Origin of the sequence: Streptomyces sp. PU-14G (assembly GCF_041028275.1) — a bacterium.
Taxonomy (GTDB): domain Bacteria; phylum Actinomycetota; class Actinomycetes; order Streptomycetales; family Streptomycetaceae; genus Streptomyces.
The window spans coordinates 1-20,501 of record NZ_JASKYT010000109.1 but is presented as its reverse complement, the minus strand read 5'-3'; the positions used below and the strand labels follow the sequence as shown (position 1 = coordinate 20,501).

Genomic DNA, 20,501 nt, shown 5'->3' with positions numbered 1-20,501 from the left:
GTGCGGGCCGCCCGCGGGGGCTGGGCCGCGGCGGACGGCAGCGTGGCCGCCGGAGTGGTCGGGGTCGTCATGTGATCAGTCCTCCGCCGACAGCAGGCCGCTCCTGCGGCGCATGAGCAGCATGGTCACGGCCATCGCGATGGCGAACAGCACCAGGGACAGCACGCAGGCGGCACCGGTGTTGAAGTTCTGGAAGCCCAGCTGGTACACGAGCTGCGGCACGGTGATCGTCGAGTGGTCGGGGTAGCCGGGCTGAATGACCGTGCCGGGGCCGATGGTGACGCCGGAGGCCAGCTTCCCGGCCACGAGCGCCTGCGTGTAGTACTGCATCGTCTGCACGACGCCGGTCACGACCGCGAACATCACGATCGGCGTGATGTTCGGCCAGGTGACGAAGCGGAACTTCGTCAGCGGCCCGGCGCCGTCCAGCTCGGCCGCCTCGTACTGTTCCTTGGGCACGTCCAGCAGCGCGGCCATGAAGATGACCATGAGGTCGCCGATGCCCCACAGCGAGAGCATCACCAGCGACGGTTTGGCCCAGGCAGGGTCGTTGAACCAGTTCGGCCCGTCGATGCCGACCGCCGCCAGTATCTCGTTGACGGGTCCCGTCGACGGGTTGAGCAGGAAGACGAAGGCCACGGTCGCGGCCACGGGCGGAGCCAGGTAGGGCACGTAGAAGGCGGTACGGAAGAAGCCCACACCGCTCTTGAGCTTGGTCACCAGCAGCCCGACGCCGATGCCGAAGACCACCCGCAGCGCGACCATCACCACGACCAGCCACAGCGTGTTCCACAGCGCGGGGCCGAACAGCGGCATCTGTGTGAAGACGTACGACCAGTTGCGCAGTCCCACGAACTCGGGCTGCTTGATCTGGTTGTAGTGCATGAAGGAGAAGTAGACGGTGGCGGCCAGCGGGTAGCCGAAGAAGACCGAGAACCCCACGAGCCAGGGCGACAGGAAGCCGATCGTGCGCAGCCTGTCGCGTCTCCTCTTGCGGCGCAGCCGCGCGTCGGAGTCAGGGGCGGCAGTGCCGGGCGTGTCCGGCCTGGTACCGGGGGAGAGGGAGAGTGCCATGGCCGCGCTCCTAGTTCTTGGCCTGGAGGGTGTCGGCGTCGATCTGCCGGTCGAGCTCGCGCAGCCCCGCGTCCAAGTCGTCGACCTTTCCCGCCTCCACCGAGTAGGAGAAGTCCTGGAAGGCCGTCACGTACATGCCGCCGGTCGTCGAGGGCGGCAGCGCCTGGCTGTGCGGGTTCTTCGCGATCCGCAGGAACGTGCGGAAGGCCGGGTCGGCGTCCAGCTTCGGGGAGGCGAGTGCCGCCTTGGTGGAGGGCACGTTGTGGATCGCGTTGGCGAAGGACACCACCTGTTCGGTGTCGGTGGTCAGGAACCTCAGCAGTTCCCACGCCGCGTTCTGGTGCGTGCTGGAGTGGGCGATCCCGGCGACCGTGCCGGTCAGGTAGCCGCGTCCGTAGGTGTCGGCCTGGTCGTCGGGCACCGGCAGCGGCGCCACGCCCCAGTCGAAGTCGGGCTTGTCCTCCTTGAGCATCAGGCCGCGCCACTCGCCGTCCAGGTGCATGGCCAGCTTGCCGGTCATGAAGCCGCTCTGCCGGGACATCTCGTCGCCGAAGCTCTGCCGCAGCCGCTCCAGTGCCGCGTAACCGCCCTGCGCGTCCGAGAGCTTCTTCATGGTGCGGTAGAACTGCCGGGTGCGCGGCTCCTTCGCAAGGCGGGCCTTGCCGTCCTCGTCGAAGTAGCGCGGGCCCCACTGGGCGAACATCCGGTCGGGACTGTTCTGGTACAGGCGGAAGTTGGGCATGAAGCCGACCCGCTCGACCCGGTCGCCGTCGCGCTCGGTGAGCTTGGCCGCGTCCTCGGCGAACTCCGACATGGTCCGCGGTGGGCGGTCGATGCCGGCTTTCGCGAAGGCGTCCTTGTTGTAGTAGAGCCCGAAGGCGTCGGCCAGCAGCGGCAGCGCGCACTGGGTGCCCTCGTACTGCGTGTAGTCCAGCAGCGTGGAGGGGAAGACCTTCTTCTTGTCGACGCCGCTCTTCTTCAGGAACGGGTCGAGGTCGGCCCACATACCCGAGTCGCAGTACTGGCCGACGTTGTTCGTGGTGAAGGAGGACACCACGTCCGGTGCCTTGTCGCCGCCGGCCCGCAGCGCCTGGTTGACGGTGGCGTCACTGACGTTGCCGGTGGTCTCGACGTGGATGTTGGGGTGCAGCTTCTCGAAGCGCTGGATGCTCTTGTCGATCGCCTTCACTTCGCCGGGTTCGGACCAGCCGTGCCAGAACCTCAGCGTGACGGGCGCGTTCGGGTCGTCGTCGGCGCTGCCGACGCTGGGGTTGGCGCAGCCGGACAGCAGCAGCCCGGTGGCGAGCAGCACGGCCGGCCAGGCGCGCAGACGCGGAGGCGGCATGGAAACTCCTTCAGGGCAGGATGGGGTGGGGCCTGAGTGGGGAAGCGCGCCGGTAGGGGGCCGGGCGCGGTGAGTGGCCGCCTGAGCGGGCGTGCGAACAGAGGCTCGGCGACCGCCGTCAGGCGGTGTCGAAGACCTGCTCGCGGGCCTGCGCCAGGGCGGAGAGCAGGGCGCCGGTGAGGATCGGGTCGCCGTCCAGCTCGCTCAGCCGCAGCAGCGGGCGCGGCAGTGCGAGCCCGGTCAGCTCCTCTTCGACCAGCGCACGCAGCTCCTCACCGCCCGTCTGCGGCACCGTTCCGGACAGGACGACGAGTTCGGGGTCGACGACGGCGACCACGGCGGCGATACCGGCCGCCAGCCGACGTGCGGTCTCCTCGCGCACGTCCGGTGCGGCCAGCGCGTCCGCGAGGGGCCTGCCTTCCGCGAGTCCGCGCACCGCCGAGACGGAGACGAGGCTCTGGAAGCCGCCACCGGCCTGCGCCGTCGCGTACTCGCCAGGGCCGCCCCGGGCCAGCGGCGCCCCGGGCAGCGGCATGTAGCCGATCTCGCCGGCGCCTCCCGTCGCACCGCGCAGCAGCGTGCCGTCCACGACGACGGCCGCGCCCGTGCCGTTGTCCACCCAGACCAGGGCGAAGTTGTCGTGGTCCTGGGCTGCGCCCTCGTGCTGCTCCGCCATGGCCGCGAGGTTGACGTCGTTCTCGATCGTGACAGGGGCGCCGAGTACCTCGGCCAGTTCGGCGCGCAGGGTGCGGGAGTGCCAGCCGGGCAGGTGCGGGGCGTAGCGGAGTTCACCCGAGCGCGGGTCGATGGCGCCCGGTGTGCCGATGACCGTGGTGTGCGGCTCCGTGGGGCCAGGGCCCGCGTCCGCCAGTGCGCCGTCGACGGCCTCCTTGACCAACTGGGCCGTGCGGTGGCGCACGCCGTGGGCCACCGAGTCCGCCTCCACGCGGGCGCGGCCGACGACCGTGCCGGTGATGTCGGCGACCACCGCGGAGATGCCCCAGGGGTCGGCCGACAGCGCGGCGACGTGCGCGGCGGCGGGATCGATCTCGTACAGCAGTGCGTTGGGGCCGGGCTTGCCGCGCTCCTTGCTCCGGGTCCGGACGAGTCCCGTCTGCGTGAGCCTGTTGAGGAGTTGGGAGGCGGTCGGCTTCGAGAGGCCAGTCAGTTCGCTGATCCTGGTGCGGGTCAGTGCCCCGTGGGCGACGAGCAGGTCGAGTGCGGCCCGGTCGTTCATCGCCCGCAGCACGCGCGGTGTTCCCGGGGTCCCGGGCGCGCCAGGGGTGCCGGGTATGCCGCTGGAGTCGGCGTGTGTGGTGGCCAAGGTGGAGCCCCGTCCGTCCGGGCCGCCCGGGCGACGGTGCGCGGGCGGCGGGATTCGTTAGGAAAGTTTCCTATCGATGGCGGGAAACCTAGGACTCCACCGGCGGCTGCGTCAATGGGTGCGGGGGGAAGCAACCGAGCCGTGATGTGTGTGGCGGCCGGTCGGTCAGCTGTTCGCCCCTGATCCGGGCATCCCGCGAGTGCGGTCGGGCGCGAGGTACTGCGCCGCGCCGTTCCCCAACGACCAGTCGGCGGAGGCGTTCTCGGTCAGGGTCACGAAGACGTTGCGCGGCTCGGTGCCGGCGTAGGTGTGCGCCAACTCGGCGATGCGCCGGTACAGCGCCTGCTTCGCTTCCGGGGCACGCCCGGCGCGCAGGGTGACGGCGATGTAGACGATGCCCTCGTCCCGCTGGATCCCTCCGTAGGTGTCGTGGCGCAGGGTGCTGGTGACGCCGTCGTGGCCGACGAGCACCTGGAACCTGTCGTCGGGTGGGATGCCGAGCGTCTCGACCAGGGCCTCGTGGACGGCGCGGCCGAGAGCGTCGAGCCGGTCGGTGTCGGCTCGCAGGGCGTCGATCCGGACGAAGGGCACAGCGTGTCCTCTCTGCTGTCTGTACATACCAGTAGGTACAGTAACAGTGCGTCTCGTCCACCGCTCCGGCGGCCAGGAAGGCGCACCCACGCGAGGTGCGTCCCCCGTCGCCCGGGAGGCGCGTCCGCGAAAACGCGCCCAAAGGGCGGTAGACCATGCTCTATGGCGCGGGAGTGGCGAAGACAGCTGAGGCGGTTGCGCGGGTGGCGACGGGTCCCGGAGCCCGGGCAGCACGGAGCACGGTTCCCGGGACGCAGCGTCGCGGGGCAGGTGTTCGCCCTGCAGTTGGCGATCGTCCTGCTGCTGGTGGCGGCCGGAGCATCCCTCCTCGCCTGGCAGACCCGCGCCGCCGACGTGCGCAGCGCCCGCGAAAGGTCACTGGCGTGCGCCGGCGCCCTGGCGACCGCGCCCTCCACGGCCGCGGCCCTCCGTTCCTCCCGGCCGACGGCCGCACTGCAACCGGTGAGCCTGCGGGCCCGCGACGCGTGCGGCATCGACTTCGTGGCCGTGCTCGACGACGAGGGCGTGCGCCTCTCCGACCCCCTCACCGAGCTGATCGGCAGACGCGCCGCGGGGGACTTCAGCCGGGCGCTGGCCGGCGAGACCTACCTGGAACACTTCCGCGGCGAGCCCACGGACTCCGTGCGGGCGGTCGCCCCCGTGCGGGATACCGACCGCCAGGTGGTCGGCATCGTCACCGCGGGCGTCGACCTGACCACCGTCTCGGCCGGACTCGACCGGGAACTGCCCTGGGTGGGCGCCGGCGCCGTCGGCGCGCTCCTGCTGGCCGCCGCAGGCGCGGGCCTGGTCAGCAGACGGCTCAAACGGCAGACCCACGGCCTCGGCCCCACCGAGGTGACCCGGATGTACGAGCACCACGACGCGGTCCTGCACGCCGTCCGCGAGGGCGTCCTCGTGCTCGACGCCGACCGGCGGCTGCTGCTGGCCAACGACGAGGCCCACCGGCTCCTGGGGCTGCCCGCCGGCGTCCAGGGGCAGCGCATCGGCGCGCTGCGCCTACCGTCCGGCGTCGGACAGCTGCTGGTCTCGGGCCGCAAGGCCAGCGACGAGGTGCACCCCGTCGGCGAACGGCTGCTGGCCGTCAACCAGCGCCCCACCGGCGGCGGCCACTCGGCAGGCACCGTGACCACCCTGAGGGACACCACCGAGTTGCGGGAGGTGGCGGGGCAGGCCGAAGTCGCCGCCCAGCGCCTCGAACTGCTCTACACGGCGGGCCTGCACGTCGGCACGACCCTCGATGTGAAGCGCACCGCGGAGGAACTCGCCGAGGTCGCCGTGGACCGGTTCGCCGACGTCGTGAGCGTCGACCTGCTCGACCCGGTGATCGAGGGAGAGGAGGAGCCGTTGCCCGACCCCACCACCGTCACGGTGCGGCGCGTCGCCCTGCGCTCGGCCGTCGGCGACCACCCGTTGCAGCCCCTGGGCAGCAGCCCGCGCATCCCCCCGGTGGCCGTCCGCACGACGGGAGGGACGGCGGAGGTCGCCCCGGTCTTCGAGCCCGACCTGGCCGCCGCCACCGAGTGGCGCCGGATCGACCCCGAAGGAGCCGCACACATCCTCTCCGCGGGATTCCACTCGCGGATCACCGTTCCGCTGCGGGCCAGGGGCACCGTTCTCGGACTGGCCAGCTTCTGGCGCCGCGACCAGCAGCCCTACCAGCCCGAGGACCTCGCCTCGGCGCAGGAACTGGTCGCCCGCACGGCGGTCTGCGTCGACAACGCACGGCGTTACGCCCGCGAACACGGCATGGCCGTCACCCTGCAGCGCAGCCTGCTGCCCGGCGGGCTGCCCGAACAGAACGCGGTCGACGCCGCCTACCGCTACGTGCCGGCGCAGGCGGGGGTCGGCGGCGACTGGTTCGACGTCCTCCCACTGCCAGGCGCCCGCGTGGCACTCGTCGTCGGCGACGTCGTCGGACACGGGCTGCACGCGGCCGCCACCATGGGTCGGCTGCGGACGGCCGTGCACAACTTCTCCTCCCTCGACCTGCCGCCCGACGAACTCCTCGCCCACCTGGACGAGCTGGTGGTCCGCATCGACCGCGACCCCACGCGCCACCCGGAGACCGAGACGGTCACGGGCGCCACCGTGCTCTACGCCCTGTACGAGCCGGCCACCGGGCAGTGCCACATCGCCAGAGCCGGCCACCCGCCGCCCGCGCTGGCCCACCCCGACGGCACGACCGCACTCGTGGACGTGCCCGCCAACCTCCCACTGGGACTGGGCACCTCACCGTTCGAGACGCGCACCCTGACGGTCCCCGCAGACAGTCGGCTGGTCCTCTACACCGACGGCCTGATCCGGTCGCGAGGCCGCGACCTCGACGAACGACTGGAAACACTGCTCGACACGGTCGCCCGCGCCGGCGACGACCCGGACGAGACGTGCGGCGCCCTCCTGGAGGCGTTGCTGCCCGGCAGGTCGCACACCGACAGGGACGACATCGCCCTGCTCGTCGCCGTCACCCGCAGGCTGCCACCCGACCGGGTCGCCCAGTGGGAGGTGTCCAGCGACCCCGAGGAGGTCGCCCCGGTGCGGGCGGCCTGCAGGGACCAGCTGACCGCATGGGGCCTGGAGGAGACCGCCTTCACCGCGGAACTCGTCCTCAGCGAGCTGATCACCAACGCCGTCCGCTACGGAGCGCCTCCCGTCACCGTGCGACTGCTCTGCGACCGGTACCTGACCTGCGAGGTGTCCGACAGCAGCAGCACCGCCCCCCATCTGCGCCGTGCCACCACGGTGGACGAGGGCGGTCGCGGCCTGTTTCTCATCGCCCAGCTCGCCCAGCACTGGGGCACCCGGTATGGGCCGCACGGCAAGACCATCTGGGCCGAGATCCCTCTGACGGACACCGCCGAGCACGAGGTCCCGCCGGCCTGACGAGCCGACCCCGCCCGGGGCGGCGCGCTCACGGCTCGGGAAACGCGAGGCTCAGCGCGAAACGGCTCTCCGTATCGGTCCACATCCGCTCCAGGCGCCAGCCGCTGCCCGCGAGCTCGGCGCGCAGCCCCTCCGGGCGGAACTTGGCCGACACCTCGGTGCGCAGCTCCTCACCCGCACGGAAGTCGAAGCTCGCGTCGAGCGCGGGCACCTTCACGCTCAGAGCCGCACGGGCACGCAACCGCATCTCGATCCACTCGTGCTCCGCGTCCCACACCGCGACATGGTCGAAGTCGGCCGGATCGCAGTCCGCGTCCAGTTCGCGGGCCAGCACCCGCAGGACGTTTTTGTTGAACTCGGCGGTCACACCCCGAGCGTCGTCGTAGGCGGCCACCAGCACGGCGGGGTCCTTGACCAGATCGGTGCCCAGCAGGAGAGCGTCGCCGGGGGCCAGCGAGGTGCGCAGCCAGGTGAGGAAAAGGGCGCGTTCGGCCGGCAGGAGATTGCCGACGGTGCCGCCCAGGAAGGCCACCAGGCGGGGGAGCGGCGAGTCCGGCAACCGGAGCCCGGCCAGGAAGTCGGCGACCACGGCGTGCACCCTCAGCCCGGGGCGCTCGTCCAGCAGCGCGCGCCCTGCCGCCTCCAGCGCCGAGGGACTCACATCCACCGGCACGTACAGCAGCCGCTCGGGCAGCGCGTCCAGCAGCAGCCGCGTCTTGGCCGACGAGCCCGACCCCAGCTCCACCAGAGCACCTGGCGCCGACAGGCGGGCGATGTCCCCGGCGTGCCGCGTGAGGATCTCCTGCTCGGCCCGGGTCGGGTAGTACTCGGGCAGACCGGTGATCTCCTCGAACAGTTCGCTGCCCCGTGCGTCGTAGAACCATCGCGGCGGCAGCTCCTTGGGAACGCGCGACAGGCCCCGGGCCACATCGGCCGCCAGCGCCGCCGAGGTCGCCCCGGGCGGCAGGCTGCGAGTGAGGGAGAAACGGGGGGTGTTCACAGATCCTCCAAGCCAAGAAGTTCGACATGCGCGGCATCCCCCGTGACGACGCACCCCTCGGGCACCTGCCGCCAGTCCGGGTCCGTGTCGTGCGGTTCCGAGGCCACCGTCAGGGACTCTCCCGGCCGGGCCAGGAACCACAGGGACTCGCCCACCGCGCTCCCGGCCACGGCGCGCCCGTCGGTGAGCAGGAAGTTCAGCCGCGACCCGGGCGCCGCCCGTGCCAGCGCGGCGGCCACCCGGGCCACGGCCGCGGCGAGCGGGGCACCGGCGCGCAACCTGTGCAGTACCAGCGCCCAGGCCAGTGCGGCGTCGGTGCGGGCCTCCACGTCGAGCAGTTCCCGCCCGCTCAGCGTGCGGGCGGCCACGTCGGCGACCGAGGCGGGCCAGCCGGTGACCGCCCCGTTGTGGCTGAACAGCCAGCCGTCCGCACCGAACGGGGCGACGGCCGCCTCCCCGCCGGCGCAGCCGTCCGTGGCGTCCCGCACCGCTGCCAGTACGCCGTCGGAGCGCACCACGCGGCACAGGTCGCTGAACGAGCCGTCGGCCCACACCGGGCCGGTGCGGCGGTACCGCGCCGGGACCGGGTCGCCCGCGGCGTACCAGCCGACTCCGAAGCCGTCCGCGTTCACCGTTCCGTGACCCTGACGGCGTGGCTCCCACGACTGGCGCACCAGGGAGAACTCGGGCCGCACCAGGAGATCCCCCAGGGCGCGCACGGGCCCCACGTAGGCGAGGTGGCGGCACATCAGCCGCAGCCCCGGCAGGCCGGTGAGCAGGCCGTGCGGAACCCCGAGAAGATCTGGCGGCGCACCGGGTGGTCCCAGTTGCGGAACGTGGCCCTCGCCACCACGGAGCCCACCCCGAAACCCCCGCCCCGCAGCACCTTGTACGCGGGCCCGAAGAACACCTCGGAGTACTCCCGGTAGGGGAAGGCCGTGAAGCCCGGATAGGGGCCGAAGTCGCTCGACGTCCACTCCCACACGTCACCCAGCAACTGCCGAGCCCCCGTCGCTGAGGCGCCCTCGGGGTAGCTGCCCACCGGCGCCGGCCCAAGGTGGCGCTGCCCCAGATTGGCGTGCCGGGGGCCCGGCGGTTCCTCGCCCCACGGGAAGCGGCGGCTGCCCGAGGTGGCCGGGTCGAAGCGGGCCGCCTTCTCCCACTCGGCCTCCGTCGGCAGCCGCCGCCCCGCCCAACGGGCGTACGCGTCCGCCTCGTACCAGCTCACATGGAGCACCGGTTCGTCCGCGGGCACCGGCTCGGACACCCCGAAGCGCCGCCGCCACCATCCGCCCGCGCCGTCCCGGCGCCAGAACAGCGGCGCCCGCCAGCCGTGGCGGCGCACCTGCTCCCAGCCCGCCGGGTGCCACCAGCGCTCCTCGCGGTAGCCGCCGTCCTCGACGAACCGCAGGTAGGCGCCGTTGCTCACCGGCAGCGTGTCGATGTGGAAGGCCCCTACCTCGCGGCGGTGGGCGGGGCGCTCGTTGTCCAGCGCCCACAGCTCGTCGTCGGTGCCCATGGTGAACGGGCCACCCGGGATCGCGACCTCGGACGGCAGCGATGCCACGTCGGACGCCGCGGGCGGGGGAGGGGGAGCGGTCAGTGCCGCAGGACCGCGCCGCAGCTGATGGGTGATCAGCATCGTCTCGGCGTGCTGCTGCTCGTGCTGGGCGATCATCCCGAAGGCGAAACCGCCCTGAAGCAGCCGGTCGGTCCCGCTGAAGCGTGCCCTGTCCAGCACGTCGAGGGCGCGAGAGCGCACCTCGGTCAGGTAGCCGCGCGCCTCGCCCGGCGGCAGCAGCGGCAGGGCCGGGCGTTCGGCGCGGGGGTGCTCGAACGCGTCGTAGAGGGAGTCGATCTCGGGACGGAGCGCGACCAGGCCGCCGGCGGCGCGCAGCAGCCACTGCTCCTCCTGGTTGGCGATGTGCGCCATGTCCCACACCAGCGGCGACATCAGCGGCGAGTGCTGCGTCGTCAGTTCGCCGTCCCCGACGCAGTCGGCCAGGCCGAGGGTGCGCCGGCGTGCCGCGTCCAGCGCGTCGAGTGCCCGGGCACGCAGCGCGGCGCCGTCTTCCGTGATGCCGGCGGTCATCGGGACGTCTCCTTTCCCGCGTCGCCCGCAGGGCGGGACGTCGCGGCAGGTGGGGGAGCGGCGGCAGGGAGCGGCGCGCTGCCGCACGCGTCGAGGGTGTCGTCGGCGGGGCAGCGGCCCCGGGTCACGTAGCGGTCGGTGAACGCGTCGACGGCCGCGACGACGCTCCGGTCCACACCCATCCGCGGCAGCGCCTCCAAGGCGGCGGCGAAGCAGGTGGCCGCGGCCCTGTGCAGCCCGGGGTCGCTCAGCCCGTCCCTGGCCGCCCGCTCCCACAGCGCGTTGCGTGGCGCCTGCGCGCCGCCGCCGAGGCGGGCCAGCGGGCGTACGGCCCGAAAGGCGGTCTGCGCGGCGGTGGCGTCGTCGAACAGGGCGGTCGTCACGGCCAGCGGTACGACCCAGCCGTCGTCACCCGACTGGGCGTCGATCATGCGCAGTTCCAGGTGGCCGCAGGGCCGCACCGGCGGGAAGAGCGTGGTCAGGTGATAGTCGAGGTCCGCCAGGCCTGGCGGCCTGAGGGCGGCACCGTCCGGCACGGGGGCCGCGCCGTGCCGCCCGCCGCTGCCCGACCAGTGGCTGATCCACTGGCGGAACGTCATGCCGTCCCCCGGCACCGTCCACGGGCCTTCACGCGACCGCACGCACAGCACCGGCGCGTCCAGCGCGTGCCGGGCCCACAGGGAGCGCGGGTCTCCTCGTCCCACCGCGGCGGGCGACAGGTTGCGGTATCCGTCCAGGGCCGCCCACACGGCCTGGCGGCCCGACCGCCAGCCCGCCCAGTCGCCCTCCAGCAGGGGAGAGTTCGCGAACGCGGCCGTCAGGACGGCCCCCAGCACGTGGGCGAGGAACCAGCGCCGCCCCAGCCCGAAGGGCCCACGGCCCGCGACTCCCGCGTCCACACACACCTGCACGGACGCCGAGGAGCGCATCATCGTCCGGCCTGCCGGGCCCGTGCGGTCGAAGTAGCTCTCCATCGCGCAGTAGCGCGGGGCGTCCAGCAGCCGGGTACCGCGCCGCTCGTCCAGGCCCCGGCCCACCAGCCGCATGCCGTGGCGGCCCAGCCGGGCCCGGGCAGCGGCCAGATCGGCGCCGACCGCCTCGATGCACGCGGGGAGGGACTCCGACGGGCGGGAGCTGAACTCGACCTGACCGCCGGGCTCCAGTGACACCACCGACGACAGCGGCAGGTCCTGCAACTCGGACACCGCCGCTTCCAGCGCAGCCGCGTCGACGTGCTCACGCCCAGGGGCCGCCTGCCGCACACGCCCCGTCCGCGGCGCCGGTGGGAAACCGTCGACGGGGTGGACCAGCCATTCGAGTTCGACGCCGACTCGGCGTGGCGGCCCGGTCTTGAAGCAGATGCCGTGCACCCGCGCCAGTGCCGCCTCCTCCGTGAGCAGTTCCCGCACTTCCCCTGACATGACGGTCATGCCCGCCCCCTCGGTCCACGTGGTGGTGCCGTACCGGACGTGAGCTGCTCACCACACTGAAACCGCTACCGGGCCGGGCCCACAAGACCGCGCGGGCCGGCCGGGGCCCCGTGGCGGTGCATCTCGGCCAACGGGCCGATTGCCGGGGGCATGAGCGCGTGGCCGGTCGCCCCGGCGGGCTGTTCGCCGGGGGACACGGGGGGGCATGTGCTAGTCGGCGGGCCCCTCGGGGGCGGGGCCGCCTTCGCCGTGGAACTCGGGGTCGATGGCGTTGGCCGCGCCGAGCGCCGTCAGCAGCCAGGCGTCGTCGCGGGTGCGCAGACGGGCCGCCTCGCGGTGGGCGAGCGCCGCCTCCAGCTCGTCCAGGGCGTCGGCCAGCCGGTCGCTGTCGGGCCCGTCGGCGGAGGCGTCGAGCACGCGCTGCCGCGCCTCGGCGACGCCCGCTTTCGCGTCTTCGTAGAGAAGGTCGAATTCAGCCTTGTCCGGGTCAGCAGTCATGAGGGATTTCGCGGAGCTCCTCGGGAATCGTCAGCGTGAGATCGACGCAACCGTACCCCTTGCGGCACGGCGTACGCCCTCCTGCGTCCAGACTACGAAACGATCACCTCGGTCGCTGCGGGACACCTGAGTGCGCTGCCGGGGAAGCGTACACAACGCCCACCTCCCAGCCTCCGTTCCCCGGACGTGTCCCGCCGCACCCGGGCCGCCCCGAGAGCGGCCGTGGCGGACTCGCGGGTGCTCACGCGGGCGGTTCGGCGGGAGCCGGGCCGAGGGTGGTGACGCCCCTGGTCACGCGGGGGCCGAGGCCGGTGCGGTAGGCGTCCATCGCCGCCTGCGTCCTGCCCGCGCGGCGCAGCAGGTCACCCAGCAGGCGGCACACGTCGGCCAAATCGCCGGCGGCTCCGGCTCGCTCCAGCAGCGAGAGCGCCGACGCGTAGTGCTCCTCGGCGCACTCCAGCTCCCCGGCCTCCTGAGCGATCAGCCCCAGCAGCCGGTGCGCCGCCCCCGCGTGCACGGCCGCACGCTCCTGGCCCGCCGTGGCCAGCACGCCGCGCAGAAGTTCCCTGGCCTCGTCCGTCCTGCCCCGGCGCCGTACGACGTCGGCCAGCTCCACCTCGACCTGTTCCGCGTAGAGCGTCGCCCGTTTGGCGGCGAGCATCTCGCGTGCGATCCGCATCTCACGCTCGGCCTGTTCCAGACCGCCGCTCTGCGCGTGCACGTACCCGCGCATCCAGTGGCAGTGGGCCAGCTCGGTCCGCAGCCGCAGCCTGCGGTAGAGCTCGGCGGCCTTGGCGAGGGAGGCGTCGGCCTCGGCGATCCGGTTCTCCGCCAGCAGCGTGCGGGCCACCGAGCGGTGCATGGCCGCGACACGTGCGCTGTCGGTGGCCGAGGGCGCCAGGGACAGGGCCTGCTCGGCCGCGTGCGCGGCCCGCGCGTGCGCCCCCATGTCCAGGTACGGGGCGATGGCCGCCGTGTAGAGCAGCAGCAGCGCGTCCGGATCGTGGTGCCCTGAGTTGTTCAGCTCGTCCAGGGCGTTCTCCAGCAGGTAGCAGGAGTAGCGCAGTTCACCGGCCAGCAGGTGGGCGACGGCGCGTCCGCGCACCGCTGGGGCGCGCCGGGCGGGCGCCGCGTCGGCGAGGAGCCGTTCGGCCGCCTCGAAGCGCGCGTGCGCCTGCGCGAGGTCGCCGGACTCCAGGGCGCACTCACCGAGCCCGAGCTGCGCGGCGGCGCTCTCCTCGGTCAGCTCGTACTCCTCGGCCTCGGCCAGCAGCCCGGCGAACTCGCGGGCCGCCTCGGCGGTGTCCCCTGTGGCGAGGGTGTGCTGGGCGCCGGTGAGGCCGAGCCGCAGACCGGTGGCCAGGTGGGCGGGCTGTCCTGTGAGCAGTTCCCGGCTGTCCACGCCCAGCCGGGCGGCCAGATGGTGCAGCGCCTTCTCCGAGGGGCGGACCTTGCCCGCCTCCACGGTGGAGACGTAGGCGGCGGTGTAGGCCGGGGCCGCGACCTGGCGCTGCGTCATACCCCGCTGGGTTCGCAGCCGGTACACGCGCTCGCCCACCGTCTCGGACCGTTCGGTCACGGTATGTCCCCACTCCTCGCCGGCTCCTGGCCTGTCCGCGGGCGCGGTCGGGCGCGGAGTCTTGTCGGGTACTGCCCGACGTCCTATGTTGAGCGGCCAGTTAAGCACGCTTATCAAGCGGCTTATCAGCCTGTGCCGCTCAGCCCCCACCCCCTGGAGCAGCCATGCCCGGACGCGTACGACCTCCCACGCGCACCCGCATACGCCGGTTCGCCGCTCTCGCCGCCGCAACCACCCTGCTGTCCGTCACGGCGGTCACGGCGAGTGCCCACGCCGAGCCGTCCGCCCAGCGCATCCAGGGCACGGCGCGGCCCGTCCACGTCGCCGACAGCCAGACGGTGGAGTCCTTCCGGCCCTCAGGGCCCACGGGGCACAGAGCCGGCGTGCCCACCTCGGCGCCCGGCCACGCCGTCGCCCCGCACACCGCCCTCAGCGCCCAGGAGAGCGAGGCCGACGGACGCGTCTCCGCGCTGCGACGGACCGGGCCCAGCGCGGAACGGCTCGACCTGGTCCTCGTCGGCGACGGCTACACCGCCGACCAGCTCGCCGACTTCCGCGCGGACGCCGAGGCCAAGTGGGCCGAGGTCACCGCCGTGGAGCCGTACGGCAGCAACACCGACAAGATGAACGTGTGGACCGTGGACGCCGTCTCCAACGAGTCCGGTGTCTCCGGTGACCCCTCACAGGACGTGCGGCGGGACACCGCGCTCAGCTCGTACTTCTGGTGCGACGGGCTGGAGCGGCTGCTGTGCGCGGACCTGGACAAGGTCAACGCGTACGCCGCGCAGGCACCCGCGGCCGACATCGTCGTGGTCGTCGCCAACTCCACCAAGTACGGCGGCGCCGGGTACAACCGGCTGACCGGCTACCCCTTCGACGGAGTCTCCACCCTCTCCTCGGACAACTCCGCCTCCGGGCTCATCGCCGTGCACGAGATGGCGCATTCCATCGGCAGGCTGGCCGACGAGTACGGCTACGGCGAGTCCGGCACCTACCAGGGCCCCGAGCCGGAGGACGTCAACATCAGCACCTACAGCGCGCAGGAGATGTCACAGCGGCAGGCCAAGTGGCACTCCTGGCTCGGCAAAGACGATCCGACGGGCGGGCAGACCGGCACGTTCGAGGGGGCCGGCTACTACGAGAAGGGCCTCTACCGCCCCACCGAGACCTCGCTGATGAGGGACTTCTCCGTACGGGAGTTCAACAACCCCAGCCGCCAGGGACTCGTCGACGGGTTCGCGCGCTACACGAACGGCGGCTGAACCGCAGCGCGCTCTCCGCGCCGCAGCGGCGAGCGCGCTCCGAGGCGGAGCGTGGAGCGTGGAGCGCTCCGAGGCGGAGCGTGGAGCGCGGCGAAGACGGGCGGCGGGCGACAAGGCCGACGAGGGGCTTCCTCGTCGGCCTCGCCGCCCGCCGGCCGCCTTCGCCCACCGAGGGACGTGCCGGCCATCCCGCGCCCCGGACGGGAAGCCGTGCCGACACGCCGGGGCACACGTATCCGCTCTCCCCCTGGGGCACGTGGCGGGATGCTGGACCGTCCGCACCCCGCACCGGGCCGGTGGTCGCGCACCGGGCCGTCCTCGATGCCGCCCCGGTGCCGTCACCGACGCAGGAGCAGCCCCATGACCGCCGCCGTCGCGCTCTTCACCCGGGACCTACGGCTCAACGACAACCCACCGCTCCGCGCCGCTCTCAAGGCGGCCGACACCGTCGTTCCCCTCTTCGTGCGCGACACCGGCATCGACGCCGCGGGCTGTGCCGCTCCCAACAGGCTGGCGTTCCTCGCCGACTGCCTCACCGACCTCGACCGCGGACTGCGGCTGCGCGGGGCCCGCCTGATCGTGCGCACCGGCGAGGTCGTCGAACAGGTCTGCCGGGTCGCACACGAGGCCGACGCCGCCGAGGTCCACCTCGCCGCGGACGTCAGCTGCTACGCCGCCCGACGTGAGGAGCGGCTCCGTGCGGCGCTGGAATCCGCCGGGAGGCGGCTGTGCGTGCACGACCGGGTCGTCACGGCCGTCGCCCCCGGTGAGATCACCCCGTCAGGCAAGGACCACATGGCCGTCTTCACCCCCTACTTCGGCCGCTGGGAAGACACCCACAGGCGAGACCCGCTGGGGGCGCCCAGGCGGATTCGCGCGCGCGAAGGCGTCCGGACCGAGAAGGTGCCCTCGCGCACGCGGATCGAAGGCGTCTCGCCCGGGGTGCAGGAGGGCGGGGAGAGCGCGGGCCGCAAACGTCTCACGGACTGGTTCCGCGCGGGTGTGGACGCCTACGAGGAGCGGCACGACGACCTGGCCGCCGACGCCACCTCGCGCCTCTCGCCACACCTGCACTTCGGCACCCTCTCAGCGGCGGAGCTGGTGGCCCGCGCCCGGCGGCGGAGCGGTCCGGGCGCGGAGGCCTTCGTACGGCAGCTGGCCTGGCGGGACTTCCACCACCAGGTCCTCGCGGCACGGCCGCGCAGCGCGCGAGCCGACTACCGCACGCACCACGACCACTGGCGCACCGGCGAGCGGGCACGCACCGAGGTCGAGGCGTGGCGCCGTGGACGCACCGGCTACCCCGTGGTCGACGCCGCCATGCGGCAGCTGCGGCACGAGGGCTGGATGCACAACCGGGGGCGTCTTCTCGTCGGCAGCTTCCTGGCCAAGACCCTGTACGTGGACTGGCGGGTGGGGGCTCGCCACTTCCTCGACCACCTGGTGGACGGCGACATCGCCAACAACCAGATGAACTGGCAGTGGATGGCCGGCACCGGTACCGACACCCGCCCCAACCGGGTGCTCAACCCGGTCACCCAGGGAAAGAGGTACGACCCCGAGGGCGGCTATGTGCGGCGGTGGGTACCCGAACTGGCCGACGTGCCCAAGCGGCACGTCCACGAACCGTGGAAGCTCGGCGAGGAGGAGTTCGCCGCCCTGGGCTACCCCGAGCGCATCGTCGACCTCGGTGACGGTCTCGACCGCTTCCGCCACGCACGCGGCAAATGACCCGCAGGCGCCGCCACCGCCTCACTCCCCGTGCTGCCCGTACAGTTCGCGCTCGCGCAGCAGTTCCGCGGCCTTCGTCAGCGCGGTCGACAGCCGGCGCCGGTAGGTACTGAACGAGAGGGCCGCACGGCTCGCGGCGGCCTGCTGGCTGCGCGGCCCACTGACGTAGGTGAGGTCGAGGATGGTGCCCAACTGCTGCTGCCCGGGGCTGGAGCGCAGCCGGGCCACCGTCTCGGTCAGCACCTCGCGCAGCGCCGTAGCGCCGCTCCCGGGCGGGACCAGGCGGGTGTCGAGCAACGCGCTCTCCGCCAGCCGCCGGGTGTCCCGCAGGCTGCGGTACGCCTGCTTGACGGCGTCCGCGAAATCCGGCCACGGCATCCGGGGTTCGACCGCGGCGACAGGTGCGGGTGCGGCCGGCGGCTCGTCCGTCAGCAGCCTCGTCCGCAGGGTGTGACTCCACCGGCCGAAGGGGACCAGACGCCAGTCGTGCACGAACGGAGTCACCTTCCGCCCGTCGACGTCGAGGACGGAGTCGGCCTGCTGGTGTCCGTACAGGGCCAGTACGGACACCAGGGGCGCCGACTCACCGACTGCGGCGGTCCAGCTGACCGCGAGCCGCGGAGTGGTCGCCCACAGCGTCGTCAGGGCGAAGGCGGCGGCGGGTGACGCGCCGCGCGCGCCGCTGCTCCAGCGGGTCAAAAGGAGCCGTTCGGAACGGCGCAGCGGTGCCCAGGCCGTGACGTGTTCCATGGCCGCCCGGGCGACCGGGTCGTCGGGCACGCCGACTTCTCCGGCCTCCAGGCAGGGGGCGACCAGCCAGTCCACGACCTCGCGCCGGGCGTCTTCGAAGACGGTGAAGGCCGGCGGCTGGTGGGCCCACCACTGCTCGGCCAGGAGCGCCGCCTGGTGGCCGTGCTCCGCCTCGACACCGGTGAGGACGGTCCCCAGGTCCTCCTGGCGTGCGGGGCGCGGCACGAGACGGTGCGCGTCCCGCCAGTCGAAGGCATCGCGCAGGACGCGGTTGTGCCGGCCCACGTACGCCAGGTCGGCACCGTTCGACCAGCGGTCGCCCGTCCGCTGGGACAGCCGGTGCGCGAGGTGCTGGTGCAGCTGTCCCAGCAGCCGCTCGTACTTCTCGGCGCCGCGCCAGCGCAGGTCGGCCAGCAGCGCGTCGCGCACGAGTTCGTGAGGTATGAGGCCCTCCGCGGTGCTCCGCACGAACGAGAGCCCCCGCAGCCATGCGCACAACTGCCGCGCCTCCGCAGCCGACGTCTCCAGCCCGTGCCGCACCAGTTCCTCCGTGGTGATCCTGGCCAGTGCGAGGACGTAGAGCGCGTCGGCCTGTGCCAGGGAGGGCACCTCGCGCAGGAGCATGCGCAGCAGTTCGCGCACCAGGTCGGGGGAGTGGCGCAGCTCCCAGTGCGGGCGCCGTTCCTGCGGCCAGGCGCAGCGGGCCCTCGCGTCGGCGATCAGGGTCAGAGCGAGCGGCAGTCCGTGTGCGGCACGCACGACGACGGGTATGTCCGCCTCCGCCACCTCCCTCTTGCGCAGCATCAGGGCGGCCTCCCGGTCGTCCATGCTCGGCAGATGCAGGCTGCGCAGCGCGTGCCACCACTGTGCGTCGGCACGCCACTCGACGGAGGGCGGAGTGCGACTGGCGATGACGAGCAGCGCGTCCGCGGGCATGCCCGGCAGGAAGACGTGGCGCAGCCACTGTTCGAGCGGGCCCAGCAGTTCTCCCGAGTCCACCAGCAGCAGCCCTGTGCTGTCCGGCGAGCCCTGGGCTTCGAGCGCCGCGAGGAAGGCCTCGGGTGTGGGTTCGGTGGATCGCATGTCGACCGTGCGGCAGGTGCGGTCCTGCTGCTGGGCCTCGTCCCCGAACCGCTGGAGCAGTGCGGTCTTTCCGACGCCCGCCACACCGTGCAGCCACACCACGAAGCAGCCGTGCCGGTCGTGGAGCATGAGGTCGCGCAACAGGCGCAGCTCGGCCACCCGGCCGGTGAAGACCTCTCTCCGCAACGCCGCCAGTTGCTCCCCGCGCGAGTCGACCGGCGTTGACGTGGGAGACATCTGCATCTTCGTTCCTGCGGTCCTTGTCTCGGTGACTGACGCCCCGGTGCCCGGCGAGTCCGGTCCGCTTCCCCTGTGCGAACCGCGGGCAGCACTGCCGGGTCGAGGCGCGCGCTGCGGCTTCACGGTGTGTACGAAAGGGACGCACCGTGCGTAGGACACCGATCGTACGGAACATCGATTGATGTGTGATCGGGCAGGGAGGGGAACGGTCGCAGGTCAACACGGTGCGGGTGAAAACGGGCACCCCCGTGGCGCCGGAACCTCTCTCGCGGGCCACCCCTCCCGTTTTCGGGCACACATTCGGTCATCGCCAGGCGTCAATCGGGCAGTCGAGCCTCGGCAGCGGAAGCCCTCCGTCCGCCGCACCGTGCCGCTGCGCCTCGCCTCCCCGGCCGCACGCGGTGGGCGGCGGGACCGTTCGCGAGCGCGCCTCCCGCTGACCTGCCGGACGGGCGTCGGCAAGCGCCCGCACGGGGCCCGCACGGCGCCCGCACGGTGGCCGCACAGCGCCCGCACGGTGGCCGATCGGCGGCCGGCCGGCGACCGAGGGGGCGTATTCCGCGGAGGGGCTGACCCGCCGGGCCGCACGGCGGCGGCACCGTCAGGCGGTGGGCGAGGGGCGGGCCTCGGGGCCCTCGGGGTCGACGAGGAAGGCGAAGCGGTCGCCCACGGCCCGGCGTCCGGCCTCGAAGGCCGCTTGGAGCAGGGCGCCGTCCGTCGCCAGGCGGCTGACAGCGGGGGCTGCCGCCTCCGGCCTGACGGAGAGGACGGCGGGGCCCTCGCCCGGGTCGGCGCCCGCGTCGTAGGCGGCGAGCGCGCGGTCGTCGTCGGCCAGACGTGCGGTCCGGCCCAGGTAGGCGGCCCTGAGTTGCGGTGTCTGCCGACGGAACGCGATTCCGGCGACGAGCCGGGACCCCAGCGAAGGGGCCGTGCGTACCGCCGCGCCCGGCAAAAGCGGCCGGGAGCGCAGCACCAGCACGTGGGTCGCTCCGTCCCTGAGCGCCTGGCGGTAGGGGATCGACTCGGCCAGCCCCGCGTCGTAGAAGTGCCGCGTCCCCACGGACACGGGCCCGCCCGCCAGGAGGGGGAGGGCGGCGCTGGCCCGCAGGGCGAGTCGCAGGGCGGTCGCATCCGTCAGTTCGCCGTGCAGGTCGACCGGTTCGCCGGTGCGAAGGTCCGTCGCCAGGGGATGCAGCTCGACGGGCGCGTCCAGCACCGAGGGGTAGTCGAGCGGGAACTCGTGGATGTAGACCTCTTCGATCAGCCGCTCCACGTCGACCATGGGGCGTCCGCGCAGCAGGTTCCGCTTGCGGATCAGGGCTCTGGCGAAGCGCGGGTCCGCCCAGCCGCGCAGTCCGTCCGGGCGCGAACTGACCAGCCACGCTGCGGAGATCGCCCCGGCCGAGGCGCCGTAGACGGCGTCGACGCCCGTCAGCAGACCCCGCTCCTGCACCCAGTGCGCCATTCCGGCTGAGACGGTCCCGCGCATACCGCCGCCCTCGATGGCCAGCGCCACCCGGTACCCGTCCGTCCGGGTCCCCGGGCGGCTGTCCGCCGCCGCGCGCTTGGCCAGTACGGCCGCGACGGGGTGGGGGAGGGGG

At 73.2% G+C, this 20,501-nt stretch carries 15 protein-coding genes; 3 read left to right on the top strand and 12 right to left on the bottom strand.

Annotated features, from left to right (window positions below; all coding sequences use genetic code 11):
* Positions 1–75: 75 nt before the first annotated feature.
* From AB8Z75_RS15350 to AB8Z75_RS15335, 4 genes are all read right to left on the bottom strand, one after another.
* Positions 76–1,074, bottom strand: coding sequence for a carbohydrate ABC transporter permease (locus AB8Z75_RS15350; protein WP_369202210.1), 999 nt, complete (start codon positions 1,072–1,074; stop codon positions 76–78).
* 10 nt (positions 1,075–1,084) lie between these two features.
* On the bottom strand, positions 1,085–2,419 hold the full coding sequence (locus tag AB8Z75_RS15345) for an ABC transporter substrate-binding protein (protein WP_369202208.1): 1,335 nt from the start codon (positions 2,417–2,419) through the stop codon (positions 1,085–1,087).
* A 118-nt stretch (positions 2,420–2,537) separates the two neighbouring features.
* Positions 2,538–3,656, bottom strand: a complete 1,119-nt coding sequence (locus AB8Z75_RS15340; RefSeq protein WP_369202212.1) for an ROK family transcriptional regulator — start codon at positions 3,654–3,656, stop codon at positions 2,538–2,540.
* Positions 3,657–3,908: 252 nt separating this feature from the next.
* Complete coding sequence (locus tag AB8Z75_RS15335; protein ID WP_369202206.1) at positions 3,909–4,334, bottom strand: tautomerase family protein; 426 nt, start codon at positions 4,332–4,334, stop codon at positions 3,909–3,911.
* Between the two features lie 270 nt (positions 4,335–4,604).
* Between AB8Z75_RS15335 and AB8Z75_RS15330 the strand changes: the two genes are divergently transcribed.
* Positions 4,605–7,235, top strand: a complete 2,631-nt coding sequence (locus AB8Z75_RS15330; RefSeq protein WP_369202204.1) for a SpoIIE family protein phosphatase — start codon at positions 4,605–4,607, stop codon at positions 7,233–7,235.
* Between the two features lie 28 nt (positions 7,236–7,263).
* Here AB8Z75_RS15330 and egtD read toward each other — a convergent pair whose 3' ends face one another.
* From egtD to AB8Z75_RS15300, 6 genes are all read right to left on the bottom strand, one after another.
* Positions 7,264–8,235: an L-histidine N(alpha)-methyltransferase gene (gene egtD / locus AB8Z75_RS15325; RefSeq protein ID WP_369202202.1), complete on the bottom strand. Its 972-nt coding sequence runs from the start codon at positions 8,233–8,235 to the stop codon at positions 7,264–7,266.
* Positions 8,232–8,984, bottom strand: coding sequence for an ergothioneine biosynthesis protein EgtC (gene egtC / locus AB8Z75_RS15320; protein WP_369202200.1), 753 nt, complete (start codon positions 8,982–8,984; stop codon positions 8,232–8,234). The genes egtD and egtC overlap by 4 nt, the downstream gene beginning before the upstream one ends.
* A complete protein-coding gene (gene egtB, locus AB8Z75_RS15315) occupies positions 8,984–10,327 on the bottom strand; it encodes an ergothioneine biosynthesis protein EgtB (protein ID WP_369202198.1) in 1,344 nt (447 codons plus the stop codon). Before egtB ends, egtC begins: the two co-directional genes overlap by 1 nt.
* Complete coding sequence (egtA, locus tag AB8Z75_RS15310; protein WP_369202196.1) at positions 10,324–11,757, bottom strand: ergothioneine biosynthesis glutamate--cysteine ligase EgtA; 1,434 nt, start codon at positions 11,755–11,757, stop codon at positions 10,324–10,326. Before egtA ends, egtB begins: the two co-directional genes overlap by 4 nt.
* Before the next feature lie 210 nt (positions 11,758–11,967).
* The gene (locus AB8Z75_RS15305; protein ID WP_369202194.1) at positions 11,968–12,255 is read right to left on the bottom strand and encodes a hypothetical protein; all 288 of its coding nucleotides are present in this window, start codon (positions 12,253–12,255) and stop codon (positions 11,968–11,970) included.
* A gap of 241 nt (positions 12,256–12,496) precedes the next feature.
* The gene (locus AB8Z75_RS15300) at positions 12,497–13,834 is read right to left on the bottom strand and encodes a helix-turn-helix domain-containing protein (RefSeq protein ID WP_369202192.1); all 1,338 of its coding nucleotides are present in this window, start codon (positions 13,832–13,834) and stop codon (positions 12,497–12,499) included.
* A 164-nt stretch (positions 13,835–13,998) separates the two neighbouring features.
* On the opposite strand from AB8Z75_RS15300, the gene AB8Z75_RS15295 reads away from it, so the two are divergent.
* Together AB8Z75_RS15295 and AB8Z75_RS15290 are read left to right on the top strand one after the other, a co-directional pair.
* Entirely contained in the window at positions 13,999–15,096 is a 1,098-nt protein-coding gene (locus AB8Z75_RS15295; RefSeq protein ID WP_369202190.1) for a M64 family metallopeptidase, read from the top strand.
* A gap of 360 nt (positions 15,097–15,456) precedes the next feature.
* Positions 15,457–16,827, top strand: coding sequence for a deoxyribodipyrimidine photo-lyase (locus AB8Z75_RS15290; RefSeq protein ID WP_369202188.1), 1,371 nt, complete (start codon positions 15,457–15,459; stop codon positions 16,825–16,827).
* A gap of 21 nt (positions 16,828–16,848) precedes the next feature.
* Here the strand turns inward: AB8Z75_RS15290 and AB8Z75_RS15285 are convergent, their stop codons facing one another.
* Together AB8Z75_RS15285 and AB8Z75_RS15280 are read right to left on the bottom strand one after the other, a co-directional pair.
* The gene (locus AB8Z75_RS15285) at positions 16,849–18,897 is read right to left on the bottom strand and encodes a hypothetical protein (RefSeq protein ID WP_369202186.1); all 2,049 of its coding nucleotides are present in this window, start codon (positions 18,895–18,897) and stop codon (positions 16,849–16,851) included.
* Between the two features lie 604 nt (positions 18,898–19,501).
* On the bottom strand, positions 19,502–20,501 hold a 1,000-nt coding region (locus AB8Z75_RS15280; RefSeq protein ID WP_369202184.1), incomplete at its 5' end, for a patatin-like phospholipase family protein.